We start from the raw sequence: 18,981 nt of genomic DNA on the forward strand, positions 1-18,981 counted from the left end.
AGGGCGTACCGTGCACCGCCGGCACAACGGGCTCAGGACAGCAGTCCTCCTCGGAGGACTGTCCGCACTCATCATCGTCATCGGCAGCTTCTTCGGCCGCATGGGGCTCGTCATCGCCGTCCTGGTAGCGCTGGCCACCAACGCGTACGCGTACTGGAACAGCGACAAGCTGGCCCTCCGCGCGATGCGCGCCCGCCCGGTGAGCGAGTTCGAGGCCCCGGGGCTCTACCGCATGGTCCGCGAGCTCTCCACACAGGCCCGCCAGCCCATGCCGCGCCTGTACATCTCCCCGACGGAGGCGCCCAACGCCTTCGCCACGGGCCGCAACCCGCGCAACGCCGCCGTGTGCTGCACCGACGGCATCCTGCGCCTCTTGGACGAGCGCGAGCTGCGCGGCGTCATCGGCCACGAGCTCAGCCATGTCTACAACCGCGACATCCTCATCTCGTCGGTCGCCGGTGCCCTCGCCTCCGTGATCATGTTCCTGGTCAACTTCGCCTGGCTGATCCCGATCGGGCGCTCGGACGACGACGACGGCCCCGGCCTGCTCGGCATGCTGCTGATCATGATCTTGGGCCCGCTGGCCGCTTCTCTCATCCAACTGGCCGTCAGCCGCTCCCGGGAGTACCAGGCGGACGCCTCCGGCGCCCAGCTCACCGGCGACCCGCTCGCCTTGGCCAGCGCCCTGCGCAAGCTCGAACTCGGCACCAAGCAGCTCCCGCTGCCGCCCGAGCCGCGCATCGAGACCGCCAGCCACATGATGATCGCGAACCCGTTCCGGCCCGGCCAGGGCCTTTCGAAGATGTTCTCCACGCACCCGCCGATGGCGGACCGCATCGCCCGGCTCGAGAAGATGGCAGGTGGGAATCAATGAGGACCATCCTGAACGTCATATGGCTCGTCTTCAGCGGCTTCTGGCTGTTCCTCGCCTACATGCTCGCGGGCCTGCTCCTCTGCATCACCATCATCGGCATCCCGTTCGGCGTCGCGGCCTTCCGCATCGGCGTCTACGCGCTGTGGCCCTTCGGGTACACGACGGTCGAGCGCCGTGACGCGGGCGCGCCGTCCTGCGTAGGAAACGTGCTGTGGCTGGTGCTCGCGGGCTGGTGGCTGACCCTCGGCCACATCGTCACCGGCATCGCGCTGTGCGTCACGATCGTCGGCATCCCGCTCGGCGTAGCCAACTTCAAGCTCATCCCGGTCTCGCTGCTCCCGCTGGGCCGCGACATCGTGCGGACGGACGAGCCGTTCGCGGTGCGCTGACGGCGGGGCGACGACACCCGTTTCCACAGGCCACGGGTTATCCACAGGCCCGCCCGCCTGTCAGTGGCGGTCTGCATCATGGACCCATGACCGCGATCGAGCAGTTGGAGACACGAGCGAGGGGCAAGGCCCACAACACCTGCCCGGACAGTCGGACTTCACGTCAAGAGCCCGCCCGCCCCGGACAGAGGCCCCTGACCGGCAGCAACCGAAGCGGGCCCGGACAGCAGCCAAGAGGCCCCGGACCGCCGCTGAAGAAACCCCGACCGACCACAGTCACGCAGCCCCGGCCACAGCCAACAGGGCAGTCCTACGCCCTACCGGCCCTCGCCCGCACCGCCCGCCGCACTCCGTACGCAACGGCCCCCACCACCAGCACACCCGCGCCGACGACCACCGAAACCCCCGGCAGCGAGAACGCCAGCACCGCGCACCCGACCAGCCCGACCACCGGCACCACCCGTGCCGTCGGCGCCGAATCCAGCGTCCAGGCCGACGCGTTGGCCACGGCGTAGTACGCCAGCACCCCGAAGGAGGAGAACCCGATCGCGCCCCGGACGTCCACCGTGGCGGCCAGGACCGCGACCACCGCACCCACGGCCAGCTCCGCCCGGTGCGGCACCTGGAAACGCGGATGCACGGCCGCCAGCGCACCCGGCAGATGCCGGTCCCGGGCCATGGCCAGCGTCGTCCGCGAGACGCCCAGGATCAGGGCGAGCAGCGACCCCAGCGCGGCCACGGCCGCACCGATCCGCACCACCGGCACGAGCCAGGGCATGCCGGCCGCCCGCACAGCGTCGGCCAGCGGCGCCGTCGCGTCCCCGAGCCCCTCCGATCCCAGCACCGAAAGGACAGCCACCGCCACACCCGCGTACACCACCAGAGCGATGCCCAGCGCCAGCGGGATCGCGCGCGGAATGGTGCGCGCCGGGTCCCGCACCTCCTCACCGAGCGTCGCGATCCGGGCGTACCCGGCGAACGCGAAGAACAGCAGACCGGCCGCCTGAAGCACGCCACCCGCACCGTTCGAGGCCCCGATGTCCAGCCGCCCGGCATCCGCCTCGCCGGACACCAGACACCCGACGACCACAGCAGCGAGGACAGCCAGGACCACCGCCACGATCACCCGCGTCAGCCACGCGGACTTCTGGACACCGCCGTAGTTCACCGCCGTCAGCGCCACCACGGCCGCGACCGCCACCGCGTGCGCCTGCCCCGGCCAGACGTACGTGCCCACGGTGAGCGCCATCGCCGCACAGGAGGCCGTCTTCCCGACCACGAACGACCAGCCCGCGAGATACCCCCAGAACTCCCCGAGCCGCTCGCGCCCGTACACGTACGTACCGCCCGAGGCCGGATACAGGGCGGCGAGGCGAGCAGACGACATGGCGTTGCAGTACGCGACCAAGGCGGCGACGGCGAGCCCGAGGAGCAGCCCGGAGCCGGCCGCGTGCGCAGCGGGCGCGAGGGCGGCGAAGATCCCGGCTCCCACCATCGCGCCGAGTCCGACGACGACGGCGTCCCCGACGCCGAGGGTGCGGCGCAGTCCGGAAGCAGAGGCTGTCATGCACCGCACCCTACTGATCAGTGCAACCGGCGGGTGCTGCCAGGGCGTCCTCCCCACCAAGACGGTGTGAACGCGCGCGGCAAGGACGTCGCATGCGGAACACCCGGCGTACGACGCACGACGCACGAGCACGGCCTGCCGGGAGCAAGATCACATGGCCGGGGCAGTGCGGGCACAGCGTGAAAGGGCAGGTTCACGGCATGACCATCCTCAGCTGGATCCTCCTGGGACTGTTGGCCGGAGCCATCGCGAAGTTCCTGCTACCGGGGCGCGACCCGGGCGGCCTCATCGGCACGACTCTGATAGGCATCGCGGGAGCGTTCATCGGCGGCTGGATATCGGCCCGCTGGATGGACCACCCGATCACCCAGAACTTCTACGACGGCGCGACCTGGGCCGCGGCGATCGGTGGATCGCTCGTCCTCCTGATCACCTACCGCCTCCTGTTCGGCAACTCACGCAGCTGACTGCGCGACGCGCGGCCGGCATCTCTCCACCGCCCCGCACAGCTCCATGACCAGTCGGCGCCCACCGCCCGTGCGCACGCCCCAGGACGGGCCGGCGCCCCCGGCCAGTGCCGCGCGACCGACACACGTATCGCCCGTGCTCGGCACGCACCCATCGACCGCAGCCGGCAGGCGAGAAGGGTGGGCACCCAGCAGGTGCCCACCCTTCCTCGTAACCATGCAGCCCGGGAGCCCCGAGGACCCGACCGGACCTACCGGTAGTTCACGAACTGCATGGCGAAGTCGAAGTCCTTGCCCTTCAGCAGGGTGATGACGGCCTGCAGATCGTCACGGCTCTTGGAGCTGACCCGCAGTTCCTCGCCCTGTACTTGAGCCTTCACGCCCTTGGGGCCCTCGTCGCGGATGGTCTTCGCCACCTTCTTCGCGTTCTCCTGGGAGATGCCCTCCTTGATCGACGCGAAGATCTTGTACTCCTTGCCGGAGAGCTGGGGCTCGCCCGCGTCCAGAGCCTTCAGCGAGATGCCGCGCTTGATCAGCTTGGACTGGAAGACGTCGAGGATGGCCTTCACCCGGTCCTCGGAGTTCGCCTCCATGAGGATCTGCTCACCGGACCACGAGATCGAGGCACCCACGCCCTTGAAGTCGTAGCGCTGCGAGATCTCCTTGGCGGCCTGGTTCAGTGCGTTGTCGACCTCCTGCCGCTCGACCTTCGAGACGATGTCGAAACTGGAGTCGGCCATGTCCTGTGGCTCCTTGTATCGGGGTGCGAATCGTGCGTACCGGCGTACGTGGGCGGCCGCCGGGCCTGTTCAGATCCCGGGCCGCATCCGGACAAGCCTAGCCACCCCCCGCCCTCCGAGCGCCGATCAATCGGGTGGCGAAGCACCCCTCCACATCAGGTATTGTTTACGTCGTTGCCACGGAGCGCCGCCGAAGAAGGCGGTTCGACGGGCAGCAAACCCCGGCGGTGTGCCCGAGCGGCCAAAGGGAGCAGACTGTAAATCTGCCGGCTCAGCCTTCCCAGGTTCGAATCCTGGCGCCGCCACACTGGGGAAGACCCCCTCTCAACTGCGGAAGCGCAGTTGAGAGGGGGTCTTTTCGTATGGGTGGTCCGTACCTGATGCCGGTCCGGGAGCCGACTGCCTCGGGCAGAGTGATGTGGAACACGGCCCAGTGCAACGCCCGCGTGACGGTCGTGTCCGGGCCCCTGGAACGTCGGCCGCTGATCATCGGGGCGGGCGAGTCGCTGAGCGCGGCGGTCACCGAGCCGGCCACCAGCAGGACCAGGCGGATCAGCAGCATCCGCCGCTTGCCGTACATGTCGCGTCACGGTGACGGCCCAAGCGGTGTCCGACGCCGGGACGTTCAGCAGCCGGGGGAGCTCGGGGACGATCGGGATCACCAGGGTCTGCCTCAGCGAGACCACGATCCCGCCGAAGGCCAGAACCGCCACCACGGCGTTCGCCCGCGGTGCCACGGGCCTCCCGTCGTCGGCCCGTCGTCGGCGGGTCGGGGAAGGACATGGGGCATGACCGGGCCTCCCAAGAGGCGTCAGGCGCAGCGCGACCGGTCAAAGCCAAGCCCAATTGATGGACGTAAGCAATCTGATGGGGTGGAGGCGCGGTGAGCTCCCGGAGGAGACCACGGGGCGGGGGAGCGAGAAGACCACGGCCGAAGACCACGGGCCGGGGGACAGGCATACGCAAGCCGCACGCGCGGCACACTGGCCCCATGTCCTCCCGTCGCAGAACCTGCCCCGAGTGCCGTCGCGAGATCGCCGTCGTCGCCGGGCGGTACGCGCGCCACGACCCGCCCGGCGCCCGGGAACACGGCGAACTCACCTCGTGCCCGGGCTCCCGCCGCCAGGCCCGGCTCGGCCCGGAACAGCCCTCCCTGGACGGCTACGCGCTCCCCGACTTCCCGGGCCAACTGCCCCTGTTCTAGGAACGGTTCCCCGGCGTCGTCAGTTCCCCGCCACCGACTTCACCGCCACGGACACCGGAGCCGGCCCGCTGATCAGCTCCAGCGTGAGGCCGGCCGTCGCGGGGGTGTCCACCAGCTCCGCCAGTACGGCGGCCACGTCGTCGCGCGGAATCGGACCGCGGCCCGTGCGCGCCTCCAGGCGTACGAGGCCGGTGCCGGCGTCGTCGGTGAGCTGACCGGGGCGAAGGATCGTCCAGTCCAGGGCGTCCAGACCGCGCACGTACGCGTCCGCCTCGCCCTTGGCGCGCAGGTACACGTCGAAGATCTCGTCGCCCCGGTGCTCCGGGTCGGCGCCCATGGACGACACGATCACGAAGCGCCGCACGCCCGCCTTCACCGCCGCGTCCGCGAAGAGGACCGCCGCGGCCTTGTCCACGGTGTCCTTGCGGGCCGCCCCGCTGCCCGGGCCCGCGCCCGCCGCGAACACCGCCGCGTCGGCGCCCCTGAGCCGCTCCGCGACCTCGTCCACGGACGCCGACTCCAGGTCGAGCACGACCGGTTCGGCACCGGCCTCCCGCAGATCGTCGGCTTGTTCGGCCTTGCGGATGAGCCCCGCGACCTCGTCTCCGCGCGCGGCGAGCAGCCGCTCGAGCCGCAACGCGATCTGACCATGACCACCAGCGATGACAGTACGCATGCCTTCGACCGTACGCCCGGACGGCACCGTCTGCCGCACGACTCCAGCCACACCCCGGCGCCCCAACCGCCACGGGCCCTATGACAACTGCCCCCGCCCCTGCCGCGGCAGCCCCAGCTCCACCGAAGCCGCCGAACTGCAGAACTCCCGCACCGCGCTGGTCCGTGCCATCACGCGCCCCTGGTGCACCACCACCCGGCTGTACGCCAGCGAGAGCGCCCCCGCCAGCCGGTCCCCGCGCACCGCGAGCAACTCCGCGGGGAAGCCCGCCTCCACCCGCACCTCCGGCAGCCCCAGCACCGCCCGCGCCGACCCGCTCACCGTGTCGTACGCCTCCTCGGGCGAGAGGCCGTAGCGTGACGCCAGCAGGAACGCCGCCTCCAGCGGGTCGCCGCGCCCCACGGGGTTCGACACGTCCCGCAGCGCCCCGCTCCCGGCGGCCACCCGCACCCCCGCCGCGCGCAGCAGCCGCACCGGAGCCGCCCCCCGCCGGTCCACGCCGCCGCAGCCGCCCTGCGGCAGGCACACCACCGCCACTCCGGCCGCCGCGAGTTGGTCCGCGGTCCGCGAGGCCACCTCGGAGGGGAGCCGTCCGAGATCGCCGCACGGGCTGAGGGTCACCCCGGGCCGCAGCCCGCCCGCCATCGCCGCGAGCCGGGCCAGCCGCGCCGGATCTCCGGCGTCCGTGTGCAGATCGACGGGACAGCCGTGCTCGGAGGCCACCTCCAGGACCGCCTCCACGTACCCCATCGGATCCGGGTCGAGGTCCGGCCGGCCGCCCACCACCGAGGCGCCCATCTTCACCGCGTCCCGCAGCACCGCCAGCCCGTCCGCCCCGGCCACCCCGGTCAGCACCCGGGGCATCGCCACCGTCGTCAGCTCGGCCAGCCCCCGCAGCGCCCGCCGCGCCTGCAACACGGCCGCCAGCGCGCCCAGCCCCTGGACGTCCCCCACTCGCACATGGGCCCGCACCGCCGTCGCCCCGTGCCCGAGCTGGAGCAGCGCGGCCTCGGTCGCCCGGCGCTGGACGTCCTGGGGCTCGTACGAGACCGGGCCCTCGGCATCGGCCGACAACGCCGTGTCCGCATGGGCGTGCGGCTCGGCCGGGGCGGGCAGCAGCAGATAGCCGCCGAGATCCACTCGCGCCCCGCACGCGCGCGTGCCGCCCGCCGCCAGGCTGCCGGCCGTGCCGACCGCCTCGATACGCCCGCCGCTCAGCCGTACGTCCACGGTCCGGCCGTCGGTGAGCCGCGCCCCGCACAGCAGCAGCGACGACGGGTCGGCCGGACCCGGCGAGGACGACGGGGGTGGCGGTGGCTGCGGCTGGCTGTCGGGCATCGCGCTCCTGGGGCTCGGCTGCGCACGCGAGGACGCATGATCACTCAGAGTGAGTCGAGCCTAGGACGGCCTCCCGCCCGTCACGGGGAGGAGCGCAATAGTCGTACCGGCGTGGCCCGCCGTGCGGAACGAGAGGCGCGCACGAGGCTGCCGGGAGGACGGTGCACGCGTCCGGGGCGGGTACCCGAAACGGATTTGGGCGAACGGCGGCGGAGCGTGTAATGTCTTCATCGCTCGCCCCAATAGCTCAGTCGGCAGAGCGTCTCCATGGTAAGGAGAAGGTCAACGGTTCGATTCCGTTTTGGGGCTCTGGTGTGAACGGTTCCCGTCGCGAGGCGGGGCCCGACCACATCAAAGCGGTGTAGCTCAGTCGGTAGAGCAAGCGGCTCATAATCGCTGTGTCACCGGTTCAAGTCCGGTCACCGCTACTCTCAGTAGCCGATTGCGGGGTCGGTCCTTCGATCGGCTACTCTTCTTGCGTTAAACAGTCCATCCGTTCGTCTTAGGAGCACTCACGTGGCTGCCACCGACGTCCGCCCGAAGATCACGCTGGCCTGCGTGGAGTGCAAGGAGCGGAACTACATCACCAAGAAGAACCGGCGTAACAACCCGGACCGTCTTGAGATGAAGAAGCACTGCCCGCGTTGCAACGCGCACACCGCGCACCGCGAAACGCGATAAATCAGGCTCGTACGCGAGGCCGTTCCCGAGTGATCGGGGGCGGCCTCGCGTCGTTGAATGACCCCTATCGTTCAGTAGTGCAACCAGGAGGTGCCGGGCCATGGCGCTCGACCAGTCCTTCGTGGGGCGGACGTACCCGCCCACCGAGCCCTACGAGGTGGGCCGGGAGAAGATCCGTGAGTTCGCCGAGGCGGTCGGGGACGCCAACCCGGCGTACACGGACGCGGATGCCGCCAAGGCGCTCGGCCACCCCGAGGTGATCGCGCCGCCGACCTTCGTCTTCTCGATCACCTTCAAGGCCGCCGGGCAGGTCGTCCAGGACCCCCAGCTCGGCCTGGACTACAGCCGCGTGGTGCACGGGGACCAGAAGTTCGCCTACCGCCGCCCGGTCCGCGCCGGCGACCGGCTCACGGTCACCTCCACCATCGAGGCGATCAAGTCCCTCGCGGGCAACGACATCCTGGACATCCGCGGCGAGGTCCACGACGAGGCCGGCGAGCACGTCGTGACCGCCTGGACCAAGCTCGTGGCCCGCGCGGCCGAGGAGGCGTGAGCGATCCCATGACGGCGAAGATCTCCTACTCCGACGTCGAGGTCGGCACGGAACTGCCCGCGCAGACCTTCCCCGTGACCCGCGCGACCCTCGTCCAGTACGCGGGCGCCTCCGGCGACTTCAACCCGATCCACTGGAACGAGAAGTTCGCCAAGGAGGTCGGCCTGCCGGACGTCATCGCGCACGGCATGTTCACCATGGCCGAGGCGATCCGCGTGGTCACCGACTGGGCCGGCGACCCGGGCGCGGTCGTCGAGTACGGCGTCCGCTTCACCAAGCCCGTCGTCGTCCCGAACGACGACCAGGGCGCCCTGATCGAGGTCGGCGGCAAGGTCGCGGCCAAGCTCGACGACAACACGGTCCGCGTGGACCTCACGGCGACGAGCGCCGGGCAGAAGGTGCTGGGCATGTCGCGTGCGGTCGTGCGGCTGGCCTGAGGCCGCAGATGCCAGGGGGTAAGGGGCGTTCTCCACTGCGGGGCGCCCCTTACTCGTAAGAACGGAGGGCGCGCCCACTCCTGCCGAAGCCTGTCAGTGCCGTCTCGTACTCTTGAGCCCGTGCAGGAACTCCACGACGCCCCCCTCGCCCCGCTGACCACCTTCCGGCTGGGCGGCCCCGCGACCCGGCTGGTCACCGCGACGACGGACGACGAGGTGATCGCCGTCGTACGCGAAGCCGACGAGGCGGGCACCCCGCTGCTGCTCATCGGCGGCGGATCGAACCTGGTCATCGGCGACAAGGGCTTCGAGGGCACCGCCCTCGTCATCGCCACCAAGGGCTACTCCCTCGACGGCACGAGCCTGGAGCTGGCCGCCGGCGAGGTGTGGACCGACGCCGTCGCCCGCACGGTCGAGGCGGGCCTGGCCGGCGTCGAGTGCCTGGCCGGCATCCCCGGCTCGGCGGGCGCGACCCCCATCCAGAACGTCGGGGCGTACGGCCAGGAGGTCTCCTCGACGATCACCGAGGTCGTCGCCTACGACCGCCGGACCGGCGAGACGGTCACCCTGGCCAACGAGGACTGCGCCTTCTCCTACCGCCACAGCCGCTTCAAGTCCGACCCGGAGCGCTACGTGGTCCTGCGCGTCCGCTTCTCCCTGGAGGACGCCGACGGCCTCTCCGCCCCCCTCAGGTACGCCGAGACGGCCCGCGCCCTCGGTGTCGGCCCCGGCGACCGCGTCCCGCTCGCATCGGCCCGCGACACCGTGCTCAAGCTGCGCGCCGGCAAGGGCATGGTCCTGGACCCCGAGGACCACGACACCTGGTCGGCCGGGTCCTTCTTCACCAACCCGATCCTCACGGACGCCGACTTCGCGACGTTCCGCGCGCGTGTGGGCGACCGGCTCGGCGACGGGGTGGAGCCTCCCGCGTATCCGGCGGGTGAAGGCCGTACGAAGACGTCCGCGGCCTGGTTGATCGACAAGGCCGGCTTCACGAAGGGGTACGGCGACGGCCCGGCCCGAATCTCCACGAAGCACACGCTGGCCCTGACGAACCGCGGCAGCGCGACGACGGAGGATCTCCTCGCCCTGGCCCGTGAGGTTGTGGCCGGGGTTCACGACGCGTTCGGAATCACGCTGGTCAACGAGCCGGTGACGGTCGGGGTCAGCCTCTAGGCACTCGGCGTTGGTGCTGGGCGGGGTGGGTCCGCAGCCCGGCGGAGCGGGGTGCCGCTGCGCCCACCCGTGCCGCCCTTAGCGGCACGATTGCCCGCAGCCAGGGCGGCCACGACGCGCCCCCCCGGCGCGGCCCCGACCCACCACCCCGGAGGCGCTACGACGCCAACCAGTCGTCCACCCCGGCCAGCAGCTTGCTCTTCACGTCCTCCGGCGCCGCCGACCCCCGTACCGACTGCCGCGCCACCTCCGCCAGCTCCGCATCCGTGAACCCGTGATGCCGCCGCGCGATCTCGTACTGGGCGGCAAGACGCGACCCGAACAGCAACGGGTCGTCCGCGCCCAGCGCCAGCGGCACCCCCGCCTCGAACAGCGTCCGCAGCGGCACGTCCTCCGGCTTCTCGTACACCCCCAGCGCCACGTTCGACGCCGGGCACACCTCACAGGTCACCTGCCGGTCCGCCAGCCGCTTCATGAGCCGGGGATCCTCCGCGGCCCGCACTCCGTGCCCCACCCGGTTCGCGCCCAGGTCGTCCAGACAGTCCCGCACCGACGCCGGCCCCGCCAGCTCGCCCCCGTGCGGCGTCGACAACAGCCCGGCCTCCCGCGCGATCCCGAACGCCCGGTCGAAGTCCCGCGCCATGCCCCGCCGCTCGTCGTTCGACAGCCCGAACCCGACGACCCCCCGGTCCGCGTACCGCACCGCCAGCCGCGCCAGGGTGCGCGCGTCCAGCGGGTGCTTCATCCGGTTCGCCGCGACCAGAACCCGCATACCGAGCCCGGTCTCCCGCGACGTCGTCTCGACCGCGTCGAGGATGACCTCCAGCGCCGGGATCAACCCGCCCAGCATCGGCGCGTACGACGTCGGATCGACCTGGATCTCCAGCCAGCCCGACCCGTCCCGCAGATCCTCCTCCGCGGCTTCCCGCACCAGCCGCTGGATGTCCTCCGGCTCCCGCAGACACGAGCGCGCCGCGTCGTACAGCCGCTGAAAGCGGAACCAGCCCCGCTCGTCCGTCGCCCGCAGTCTCGGCGGCTCCCCGCCGCTCAGCGCCTCGGTCAGCGCGTCAGGAAGACGCACCCCGTGCTTGTCGGCCAGTTCCAGCACGGTCGTGGGCCGCATCGACCCGGTGAAGTGCAGGTGCAGGTGGGCTTTCGGCAGTTCAGAGACATCACGTACACGCTCCATTCCAGGATCCTGCCGTACGCCCCAGCCGTCCCGGAAGCTGTTTCCCCTTTCGTGGTCTTGCTCGCACAAACAAATGGGGCACATACCGAATCCGGTATGTGCCCCAGGCCGGGAGGCCGACGCGGCGGACGTCAGTCCTTGGCCTCCGCCAGCAGCTTCTGCATCCGGCTCACACCCTCGGCGAGATCCTCGTCACCGAGCGCGTACGACAGCCGCAGATACCCGGGCGTACCGAACGCCTCACCCGGCACCACCGCGACCTCGGCCTCCTCGAGGATCAGCGCGGCCAGCTCGACCGTGTCCTTGGGCCGCCGGCCCCGGATCTCCTTGCCGACCAGCGCCTTCACCGACGGGTACGCGTAGAACGCGCCCTCCGGCTCCGGGCACACCACGCCGTCGATCTCGTTCAGCATCCGCACCATGGTCTTGCGGCGCCGGTCGAACGCCTCGCGCATCTTCTCCACGGCGACCAGGTCACCGGAGACGGCGGCCAGCGCGGCGGCCTGGGCGACGTTGGACACGTTCGACGTGGCGTGCGACTGGAGGTTCGTCGCGGCCTTGATCACGTCCTTCGGGCCGATGATCCACCCGACCCGCCAGCCGGTCATCGCGTACGTCTTCGCGACACCGTTCACCACGACGCACTTGTCGCGCAGCTCGGGCAGCACCGCCGGCAGCGACACGGCGGAGGCGTCGCCGTAGACCAGGTGCTCGTAGATCTCGTCGGTCATCACCCACAGACCGTGCTCGACGGCCCAGCGGCCGATCGCCTCGGTCTCCTGCTCGCTGTAGACCGCGCCGGTCGGGTTCGACGGCGAGACGAACAGGACGACCTTCGTCTTCTCCGTGCGGGCCGCCTCCAGCTGCTCGACGGACACCCGGTAGCCGGTCGTCTCGTCGGCCACGACCTCCACCGGGACACCCCCGGCCAGCCGGATCGACTCCGGGTACGTCGTCCAGTACGGCGCGGGCACGATGACCTCGTCGCCCGGGTCGAGGATCGCGGCGAAGGCCTCGTAGATGGCCTGCTTGCCGCCATTGGTGACGAGGATCTGCGACGCGTCGACCTCGAGGCCCGAGTCGCGCAGCGTCTTCGCGGCGATCGCGGCCTTCAGCTCGGGCAGACCGCCGGCCGGCGTGTAGCGGTGGAACTTCGGGTTCTTGCAGGCCTCGATCGCGGCCTCGACGATGTAGTCCGGGGTGGGGAAGTCGGGCTCACCGGCGCCGAAGCCGATCACCGGCCGCCCGGCGGCCTTGAGGGCCTTGGCCTTGGCGTCCACGGCGAGGGTGGCGGACTCGGAGATCGCGCCGACTCGGGCGGAGACCCGGCGCTCGGTGGGAGGGGTTGCAGGGCTCATGGGCCCCATCGTTTCAGACAGGAAACGTGGGCGGCACCGGGGTTTCACAGACTGAACAACGCCGGGCAAACCCCAGAACAACAGTCCGGATCGACCGTCCGGCCTGGGCGATCTTCAGCCGGAGCCCGGCCGTCCGCACCCCGTTCCGCAGGCGATCTTCCGCCAACGAGGCCTCCCCGGAGCCCTTTCTGTTCGACGACCGGCCGCGGACCACGTACACTCTCACCTCGTTGGCCTTCAGCAGGCCGCGCCCGTTCGGTGCACACCAAGCATCCGGACGAATGCGGTACGTTGGGGGACACACAAAGGGTCGTAGCTCAATTGGTAGAGCACTGGTCTCCAAAACCAGCGGTTGGGGGTTCAAGTCCCTCCGGCCCTGCTACACACACCTTCGCCAGGATGTGTGCGCATGTACGTACAGCAATGCACCGCCGTGCGGCTCAGACCGGGCGCGGCACGGCCACGACCCGGAATCAGGTGAGGACGAGTGACGGACGCCGTGGGCTCCATCGACATGCCTGATGCCCAGGACGAGGCGCCGGAGTCCAGGAAGGCCCGCAAGGGCGGCAAGCGCGGCAAGAAGGGCCCGCTGAAGCGGCTTGCCCTCTTCTACCGCCAGATCGTCGCGGAGCTGCGGAAGGTCGTCTGGCCGACCCGCAACCAGCTGACGACGTACACGACCGTGGTGATCATCTTCGTGGTCATCATGATCGGCCTGGTCACCGTGATTGACTATGGACTCAGCAACGCCGCCAAGTACGTGTTCGGCTGATCCACCAGCGAAGAGCGCCGAGGTACCCGGCGCTCCTTTCGCATGTTCCACCCCTATGTATCCAGGAAGAAGCAGCCACCGTGTCTGACCCGAACGTGAACGACGCCATCGAGCCTGTCGAGTCCGTCGAGGACGAGCTCGACACCGTCGAGGGCGCGGACAGCGAGGACACCGAGGCCTCCGCCGAGGTCGAGGCTGCCGACGCCGTCGCGGACGACGCCGCCGAGGCGGAGACCGAGGCCGACGCAGAGGCCGCGGACGAAGAAGAGGCCGCGGCCGAAGCGGAAGAACTCGAGGAAGAGCCCGAGGACGACCGCGACCCGATCGAGAAGCTCCGCGAGGAACTGCGGGTCCTGCCCGGCGAGTGGTACGTCATCCACACCTACGCCGGCTACGAGAACCGCGTGAAGACCAACCTGGAGCAGCGCGCCGTCTCGCTGAACGTCGAGGACTACATCTTCCAGGCCGAGGTGCCGCAGGAAGAGGTCGTCCAGATCAAGAACGGCGACCGCAAGACGATCAAGCAGAACAAGCTCCCGGGCTACGTCCTCGTCCGCATGGACCTGACGAACGAGTCCTGGGGCGTCGTCCGCAACACCCCGGGTGTCACCGGCTTCGTGGGCAACGCCTACGACCCGTACCCGCTGACGCTGGACGAGATCGTCAAGATGCTCGCCCCCGAGGCCGAGGAGAAGGCCGCCCGCGAGGCCGCCGAGGCCGAGGGCAAGCCGGCTCCGCAGCGCAAGGTCGAGGTCCAGGTGCTGGACTTCGAGGTCGGCGACTCGGTCACCGTCACCGACGGCCCGTTCGCCACGCTCCAGGCGACCATCAACGAGATCAACCCGGACTCGAAGAAGGTCAAGGGCCTCGTGGAGATCTTCGGCCGCGAGACGCCGGTCGAGCTCTCCTTCGACCAGATCCAGAAGAACTAGCAGTACCCCGGCTTCCGAACAGGTCAGGCGGGCCTCGCGGCCCGTCTGACCTGCTCGGTTTTTGGCCGCACATGGATACCCGTTATCGTTGTGCGGTATGCCTCCATCCGGATGATCCGGATCGGAGGCTGGAAAACTCTCACTAGGACCCGGAGAGAGCAATGCCTCCCAAGAAGAAGAAGGTCACGGGGCTCATCAAGCTCCAGATCCAGGCCGGTGCCGCCAACCCGGCCCCGCCGGTCGGCCCCGCGCTGGGTCAGCACGGCGTGAACATCATGGAGTTCTGCAAGGCCTACAACGCCGCGACCGAGTCGCAGCGTGGCTGGGTGATCCCGGTGGAGATCACGGTCTACGAGGACCGTTCCTTCACCTTCATCACCAAGACCCCGCCGGCCGCGAAGATGATCCTCAAGGCCGCGGGCGTGGACAAGGGCTCCGGCGAGCCGCACAAGACCAAGGTCGCGAAGATCACGCGTGACCAGGTCCGCGAGATCGCCACCACCAAGATGCCCGACCTCAACGCCAACAACCTGGACGCCGCCGAGAAGATCATCGCCGGCACCGCGCGTTCCATGGGCGTCACGGTCGAAGGCTGAGCCCCAACCCCCATCAGCAGAAGTGGCAGGGCCTGCTCGGCCCGGACCACGACTCCTAAGAATCCACAGGAGCAGTAGTGAGCAAGCGCAGCAAGTCCCTTCGCGCTGCGGACGCCAAGATCGACCGGGAGAAGCTGTACGCCCCGCTCGAGGCCGTCCGTCTCGCCAAGGAGACCTCCACGACCAAGTTCGACGGCACCGTCGAGGTCGCCTTCCGTCTGGGTGTCGACCCGCGCAAGGCCGACCAGATGGTCCGTGGCACCGTGAACCTCCCGCACGGCACCGGTAAGACCGCCCGGGTCCTGGTCTTCGCGACCGGCGACCGTGCCGAGGCCGCGCGTGCCGCGGGCGCCGACATCGTCGGCGCCGACGAGCTGATCGACGAGGTGTCGAAGGGCCGTCTGGACTTCGACGCCGTCGTCGCCACCCCGGACCTCATGGGCAAGGTCGGCCGCCTCGGCCGCGTGCTCGGTCCGCGTGGTCTGATGCCGAACCCGAAGACCGGCACCGTCACCCCCGACGTCGCCAAGGCCGTCACCGAGATCAAGGGCGGCAAGATCGAGTTCCGTGTCGACAAGCACGCGAACCTGCACTTCATCATCGGCAAGTCGTCCTTCGACGACACCAAGCTGGTGGAGAACTACGGCGCCGCGCTGGAGGAGATCCTCCGTCTGAAGCCGTCCGCCGCCAAGGGTCGCTACATCAAGAAGGCCGCCATCACCACCACGATGGGCCCCGGCATTCCGGTCGACCCGAACCGCACCCGCAACCTCCTCGTCGAGGAGGACCCGGCCGCGGTCTGAGCCTGACGGCTCACCTGTCCGGTCACGGGCCCCGCACCCTCACGGGTGCGGGGCCCGTTCCCTTTTCCGGTACGTACGCCGGTGGCCTGGGTTAACGTGCGGGAACCGGATGGGAACGGGGGACATATGCAGGGCAGGACCGTGCGCCGCGTGAGCCTGGTGCTCGCGGCGGCGACCGCGCTGACGGGGGTGGCCGCCTGCACGTCCCAGGACTCCTCCGACGGCCCGGGCAAGGACGACCGCGCCGCCCACGGCAGGACCGTCGAAGCCCTGCGCTCCGCCGAGCGCGCTACCCGGCGGGCCGCGTCCGCCCGGGTCGAGTCCACGACGACCATGGGCTCGCTGATGTCCATGACCGCCGACGGCACTATCGGCTGGGGCGACGGCATCACCGGCACCCTGACCATCACGTACACCGGCGGCACCCTGGCCGACACGATGCGCCGGCTCGGCAGCACCTCCATGGAGGCCCGCTACCTGCCCGACGCCTACTACGCGCGCATGGGTGAGAAGTTCGCCGAGCAGACCGGCGGCAGACACTGGATCCGGTACGCCTACGAGGACCTGGAAGCCCTCGCCGGGGGCTCCGGCGCCCACCTCGGCGACCAGATGCGCACCACCACGCCGAACCAGTCCGTGAAGCTCCTGCTGGCCTCCGGGGACGTCCGGAAGGTCGGCGAGGAGTCCGTGCGCGGCCGGCCCGCCACGCACTACTCCGGCACCGTGGCCGCCGAGGACGTCACCTACGCCGCCCTGAAGAAGCAGCTCACCGAGGCCGGCGTCACCACCGAGACCGTCGACGTCTGGATCGACGAGCGCAACCTGCTGGTCAAGAAGGTGGAGAAGGCGCGGATGACCACGGGCCGGATGACCCAGACCGCGCACTACGGCGACTACGGCGTGCGGGTCCGGGCCCAGCGGCCCCCGCTGTCCGACACCGGGGACTTCGACGACCTGATGCAGACGAAGGGCGCTACGTCCTGAGGTCCCCTCATTTCTCATAGATCACTTGTGCCCCTCTGGGATAGGCTCACGGCCTTGCTGTGGAGCAAGCATGTATTCCTTGGGGGGAATCAATGAGGACATCCATACCTGTCGCCGGGCTGGGCGCTCTGCTTCTCGCCGCCGGTGCGGTCGGCTGCGGTTCCGAGCAGTCGCCGGAAATGACGCCCGCGGCCGCCGTCGCCAAGGCGGCGAAGAACACGGAGGACATCACGTCCCTCCGGTACCGCATGAGCGGCACGGTGCCGGAGTCGGGCCAGGTCAAGGGCGAGGCGTCGATGCGCCTGAAGCCCACGATCGCCATGAGCATGAAGATGACGGCGCCCGACCAGGGAGCCGAAGCCGTGGAGATCCGCCTCGTCGACAAGGCCATGTACATCGGTGGGGGAGCCGAGATGGCCAAGGAGATGGACGGCAAGACCTGGATGAAGTTCGACCTGTCCGGGTCCGACGCGGGCAAGGAGCTGGACCAGCTGGGGTCCGCCAACCAGGCGGAGCAGAACCCGGCGGCGCAGTCCACCTTCCTCACGGGCGCCAAGGACGTGAAGAAGGTCGGTTCCGAGAAGGTCGAGGGCGTCGAGACGACCCACTACACGGGCACCGTCACGCTCAAGGAGCTCCGCGCGTCCCTCAAGGACGGGAAGGCGGACACGCGCGCGCAGCGCGAGAAGAGCATCAAGCAGTACGAGAAGCTGGGCGTCGACAAGCTCACGATGGACATGTGGGTCGACGGTGACGACCACACCAAGCAGTTCCGGATGAAGGGCGCGGCCGACAAGGGTCCGCTCGACATGACCATCACCTTCCTCGACTACAACAAGCCGGTGAACGTCACGGCCCCGCCGGCCAAGGACGTCGCCGACCTCGCCGACCTGTTCAAGGAACTCGACGCGAGCTGACCCGTCGTACGGGCGGATTTGCTTGACGGCGATCCGTTCCCGTACTCTCCTACAGAAGCCAAAGACCGCTGGTCGTTACCGCGCGCTCGGATGAGGGCGCGGTGGCCGAAGGATCCGCTGAACGGCGGACGACCCGCGCAGGTGACACTTGGAGAAGCTCCCGGAGTCCGCCGCCCCGTGCGTGCGTGCAACCGGTCGAGCTACGCCCCGTGCGCCTGCGCCGGGGCGTTTCGTTTTCCCCAGTCCTCCTTCGGGTCCGCGCGGTCCGAATCACCCGGAAGGAGGCCGAGGCTCATGGCGAGGCCTGACAAGGTCGATGCCGTCGAGGAGATGCGGGACAAGTTCCGCAACTCCAACGGCGCCGTCATCACCGCGTACACCGGTCTCACCGTGGCGCAGCTCCAGCAGCTGCGTCGTTCACTCGGTGAGAACGCTAACTACCGTGTGGCAAAGAACACGCTGACCAAGATTGCGGCCAACGAGGCCGGGATCAACGAGATCGACGACCTCTTCACGGGTTCGTCGGCCGTCGCCTTCGTGACCGGTGACCCGGTCGAGGCGGCGAAGGGTCTTCGTGACTTCGCCAAGGACAACCCCAGCCTGGTCATCAAGGGCGGCGTCCTTGACGGCAAGGTGTTGTCCGCCGATGAGATCAAGAAGCTTGCGGACCTCGAGTCCCGCGAGGTTCTGCTCTCCAAGCTGGCCGGTGCCATGAAGGGCAAGCAGTCCCAGGCTGCCTCTGTCTTCCAGGCGCTGCCGTCGAAGCTCGTCCGCACCGTGGACGCGCTCCGTGCCAAGCAGGACGAGCAGGGCGGTGCCGAGTAATTCGGCTCGCATCCCGGCCCCCGCTGCCTGAACGCGGAGGCCGTCGCGGGCCAGTAGTACGCCCGCCTCACATGTACATCCGGCACCTGCCGATTTAGTGGAAGGACCGCCAATCATGGCGAAGCTCAGCCAGGAAGACCTGCTCGCGCAGTTCGAGGAGATGACCCTCATCGAGCTCTCCGAGTTCGTGAAGGCGTTCGAGGAGAAGTTCGACGTCACCGCCGCCGCCGCCGCGGTCGCCGTCGCGGGTCCGGCCCAGGGTGGCCCGGCTGCCCCGGCCGAGGAGGAGAAGGACGAGTTCGACGTCGTCCTCACCGGCGCCGGCGACAAGAAGATCCAGGTCATCAAGGTCGTGCGTGAGCTGACCTCCCTGGGCCTGAAGGAGGCCAAGGACCTGGTCGACGGTGCGCCGAAGCCGGTTCTGGAGAAGGTCAACAAGGAGGCCGCCGACAAGGCGAAGGAGTCCCTCGAGGGCGCCGGTGCCTCCGTCGAGGTCAAGTAAG

General features: G+C 69.7%; 22 protein-coding genes, 4 tRNA genes and 1 pseudogene. 20 read left to right on the forward strand and 7 right to left on the reverse strand.

The features are described 5' to 3' along the window. Positions 1-10: 10 nt before the first annotated feature. Together htpX and CP976_RS25800 are read left to right on the forward strand one after the other, a co-directional pair. Entirely contained in the window at positions 11-874 is an 864-nt protein-coding gene (gene htpX / locus CP976_RS25795) for a zinc metalloprotease HtpX (protein WP_086852918.1), read from the forward strand. Further along, a complete protein-coding gene (locus CP976_RS25800) occupies positions 871-1,263 on the forward strand; it encodes a YccF domain-containing protein (protein ID WP_150482502.1) in 393 nt (130 codons plus the stop codon). The genes htpX and CP976_RS25800 overlap by 4 nt, the downstream gene beginning before the upstream one ends. Before the next feature lie 310 nt (positions 1,264-1,573). On the opposite strand, the gene CP976_RS25805 is transcribed toward CP976_RS25800, so the two are convergent. After that, positions 1,574-2,830: an APC family permease gene (locus CP976_RS25805; RefSeq protein WP_150482503.1), complete on the reverse strand. Its 1,257-nt coding sequence runs from the start codon at positions 2,828-2,830 to the stop codon at positions 1,574-1,576. Positions 2,831-3,030: 200 nt separating this feature from the next. Here CP976_RS25805 and CP976_RS25810 point away from each other — a divergent pair, with 200 nt between their 5' ends. Further along, complete coding sequence (locus tag CP976_RS25810; protein WP_150482504.1) at positions 3,031-3,297, forward strand: GlsB/YeaQ/YmgE family stress response membrane protein; 267 nt, start codon at positions 3,031-3,033, stop codon at positions 3,295-3,297. Positions 3,298-3,548: 251 nt separating this feature from the next. Here the strand turns inward: CP976_RS25810 and CP976_RS25815 are convergent, their stop codons facing one another. Continuing rightward, a complete protein-coding gene (locus CP976_RS25815; RefSeq protein ID WP_086842684.1) occupies positions 3,549-4,037 on the reverse strand; it encodes a YajQ family cyclic di-GMP-binding protein in 489 nt (162 codons plus the stop codon). A gap of 223 nt (positions 4,038-4,260) precedes the next feature. Between CP976_RS25815 and CP976_RS25820 the strand changes: the two genes are divergently transcribed. Continuing rightward, positions 4,261-4,342 (forward strand) — tRNA-Tyr (locus CP976_RS25820). A gap of 158 nt (positions 4,343-4,500) precedes the next feature. Here CP976_RS25820 and CP976_RS43860 read toward each other — a convergent pair. Beyond that, positions 4,501-4,774: pseudogene (locus tag CP976_RS43860) on the reverse strand (MFS transporter); the annotation flags it as partial. Positions 4,775-5,028: 254 nt separating this feature from the next. On the opposite strand from CP976_RS43860, the gene CP976_RS25830 reads away from it, so the two are divergent. Then, positions 5,029-5,241 (forward strand): hypothetical protein, encoded by a 213-nt coding sequence (locus CP976_RS25830; protein WP_086842698.1) that lies wholly within the window; start codon positions 5,029-5,031, stop codon positions 5,239-5,241. Positions 5,242-5,260: 19 nt separating this feature from the next. Here the strand turns inward: CP976_RS25830 and CP976_RS25835 are convergent, their stop codons facing one another. Both CP976_RS25835 and CP976_RS25840 read right to left on the reverse strand, forming a co-directional pair. Then, positions 5,261-5,917: an NAD(P)H-binding protein gene (locus CP976_RS25835; RefSeq protein ID WP_150482505.1), complete on the reverse strand. Its 657-nt coding sequence runs from the start codon at positions 5,915-5,917 to the stop codon at positions 5,261-5,263. A gap of 78 nt (positions 5,918-5,995) precedes the next feature. Continuing rightward, entirely contained in the window at positions 5,996-7,255 is a 1,260-nt protein-coding gene (locus tag CP976_RS25840; RefSeq protein WP_150482506.1) for an amidohydrolase family protein, read from the reverse strand. A 236-nt stretch (positions 7,256-7,491) separates the two neighbouring features. On the opposite strand from CP976_RS25840, the gene CP976_RS25845 reads away from it, so the two are divergent. From CP976_RS25845 to CP976_RS25870, 6 genes are all read left to right on the forward strand, one after another. Beyond that, positions 7,492-7,564, forward strand: a tRNA-Thr gene (locus CP976_RS25845). 46 nt (positions 7,565-7,610) lie between these two features. Beyond that, positions 7,611-7,683: transfer RNA gene (locus CP976_RS25850), tRNA-Met, on the forward strand. Positions 7,684-7,771: 88 nt separating this feature from the next. Continuing rightward, entirely contained in the window at positions 7,772-7,936 is a 165-nt protein-coding gene (gene rpmG / locus CP976_RS25855) for a 50S ribosomal protein L33 (RefSeq protein WP_003948671.1), read from the forward strand. A gap of 100 nt (positions 7,937-8,036) precedes the next feature. Beyond that, the gene (locus CP976_RS25860) at positions 8,037-8,489 is read left to right on the forward strand and encodes a MaoC family dehydratase N-terminal domain-containing protein (protein WP_150482507.1); all 453 of its coding nucleotides are present in this window, start codon (positions 8,037-8,039) and stop codon (positions 8,487-8,489) included. Positions 8,490-8,497: 8 nt separating this feature from the next. After that, complete coding sequence (locus CP976_RS25865; protein WP_150485508.1) at positions 8,498-8,926, forward strand: MaoC family dehydratase; 429 nt, start codon at positions 8,498-8,500, stop codon at positions 8,924-8,926. 120 nt (positions 8,927-9,046) lie between these two features. Further along, complete coding sequence (locus tag CP976_RS25870; protein WP_150482508.1) at positions 9,047-10,102, forward strand: UDP-N-acetylmuramate dehydrogenase; 1,056 nt, start codon at positions 9,047-9,049, stop codon at positions 10,100-10,102. 157 nt (positions 10,103-10,259) lie between these two features. Here CP976_RS25870 and CP976_RS25875 read toward each other — a convergent pair whose 3' ends face one another. Both CP976_RS25875 and CP976_RS25880 read right to left on the reverse strand, forming a co-directional pair. After that, entirely contained in the window at positions 10,260-11,291 is a 1,032-nt protein-coding gene (locus CP976_RS25875; RefSeq protein WP_150482509.1) for an adenosine deaminase, read from the reverse strand. Between the two features lie 131 nt (positions 11,292-11,422). Beyond that, complete coding sequence (locus tag CP976_RS25880; protein WP_150482510.1) at positions 11,423-12,649, reverse strand: pyridoxal phosphate-dependent aminotransferase; 1,227 nt, start codon at positions 12,647-12,649, stop codon at positions 11,423-11,425. Between the two features lie 306 nt (positions 12,650-12,955). On the opposite strand from CP976_RS25880, the gene CP976_RS25885 reads away from it, so the two are divergent. The 9 genes from CP976_RS25885 (at position 12,956) to rplL (ending at position 18,980) form a co-directional block, all read left to right on the forward strand. Beyond that, a tRNA-Trp gene (locus tag CP976_RS25885) sits at positions 12,956-13,028 on the forward strand. A gap of 108 nt (positions 13,029-13,136) precedes the next feature. Continuing rightward, complete coding sequence (secE, locus tag CP976_RS25890) at positions 13,137-13,421, forward strand: preprotein translocase subunit SecE (RefSeq protein WP_150482511.1); 285 nt, start codon at positions 13,137-13,139, stop codon at positions 13,419-13,421. Positions 13,422-13,501: 80 nt separating this feature from the next. Next, positions 13,502-14,353 carry a transcription termination/antitermination protein NusG gene (gene nusG / locus CP976_RS25895; RefSeq protein WP_150482512.1) on the forward strand — a complete coding sequence of 284 codons (852 nt, stop codon included), beginning with the start codon at positions 13,502-13,504 and terminating at the stop codon, positions 14,351-14,353. A 161-nt stretch (positions 14,354-14,514) separates the two neighbouring features. Further along, positions 14,515-14,949: a 50S ribosomal protein L11 gene (gene rplK, locus CP976_RS25900; protein WP_086842667.1), complete on the forward strand. Its 435-nt coding sequence runs from the start codon at positions 14,515-14,517 to the stop codon at positions 14,947-14,949. A 77-nt stretch (positions 14,950-15,026) separates the two neighbouring features. Beyond that, entirely contained in the window at positions 15,027-15,752 is a 726-nt protein-coding gene (rplA, locus tag CP976_RS25905) for a 50S ribosomal protein L1 (protein ID WP_010036794.1), read from the forward strand. 126 nt (positions 15,753-15,878) lie between these two features. Further along, complete coding sequence (locus CP976_RS25910) at positions 15,879-16,736, forward strand: SCO4651 family lipoprotein (protein ID WP_150482513.1); 858 nt, start codon at positions 15,879-15,881, stop codon at positions 16,734-16,736. 92 nt (positions 16,737-16,828) lie between these two features. Beyond that, positions 16,829-17,653, forward strand: coding sequence for an SCO4651 family lipoprotein (locus CP976_RS25915; protein ID WP_150482514.1), 825 nt, complete (start codon positions 16,829-16,831; stop codon positions 17,651-17,653). 294 nt (positions 17,654-17,947) lie between these two features. Continuing rightward, complete coding sequence (gene rplJ / locus CP976_RS25920) at positions 17,948-18,478, forward strand: 50S ribosomal protein L10 (RefSeq protein ID WP_150482515.1); 531 nt, start codon at positions 17,948-17,950, stop codon at positions 18,476-18,478. 115 nt (positions 18,479-18,593) lie between these two features. Beyond that, complete coding sequence (gene rplL, locus CP976_RS25925) at positions 18,594-18,980, forward strand: 50S ribosomal protein L7/L12 (RefSeq protein ID WP_059424784.1); 387 nt, start codon at positions 18,594-18,596, stop codon at positions 18,978-18,980. The last annotated feature ends 1 nt before the right edge of the window (position 18,981 follow it).

Origin of the sequence: Streptomyces coeruleorubidus (assembly GCF_008705135.1) — a bacterium.
Taxonomy (GTDB): Bacteria; Actinomycetota; Actinomycetes; order Streptomycetales; family Streptomycetaceae; genus Streptomyces; species Streptomyces coeruleofuscus.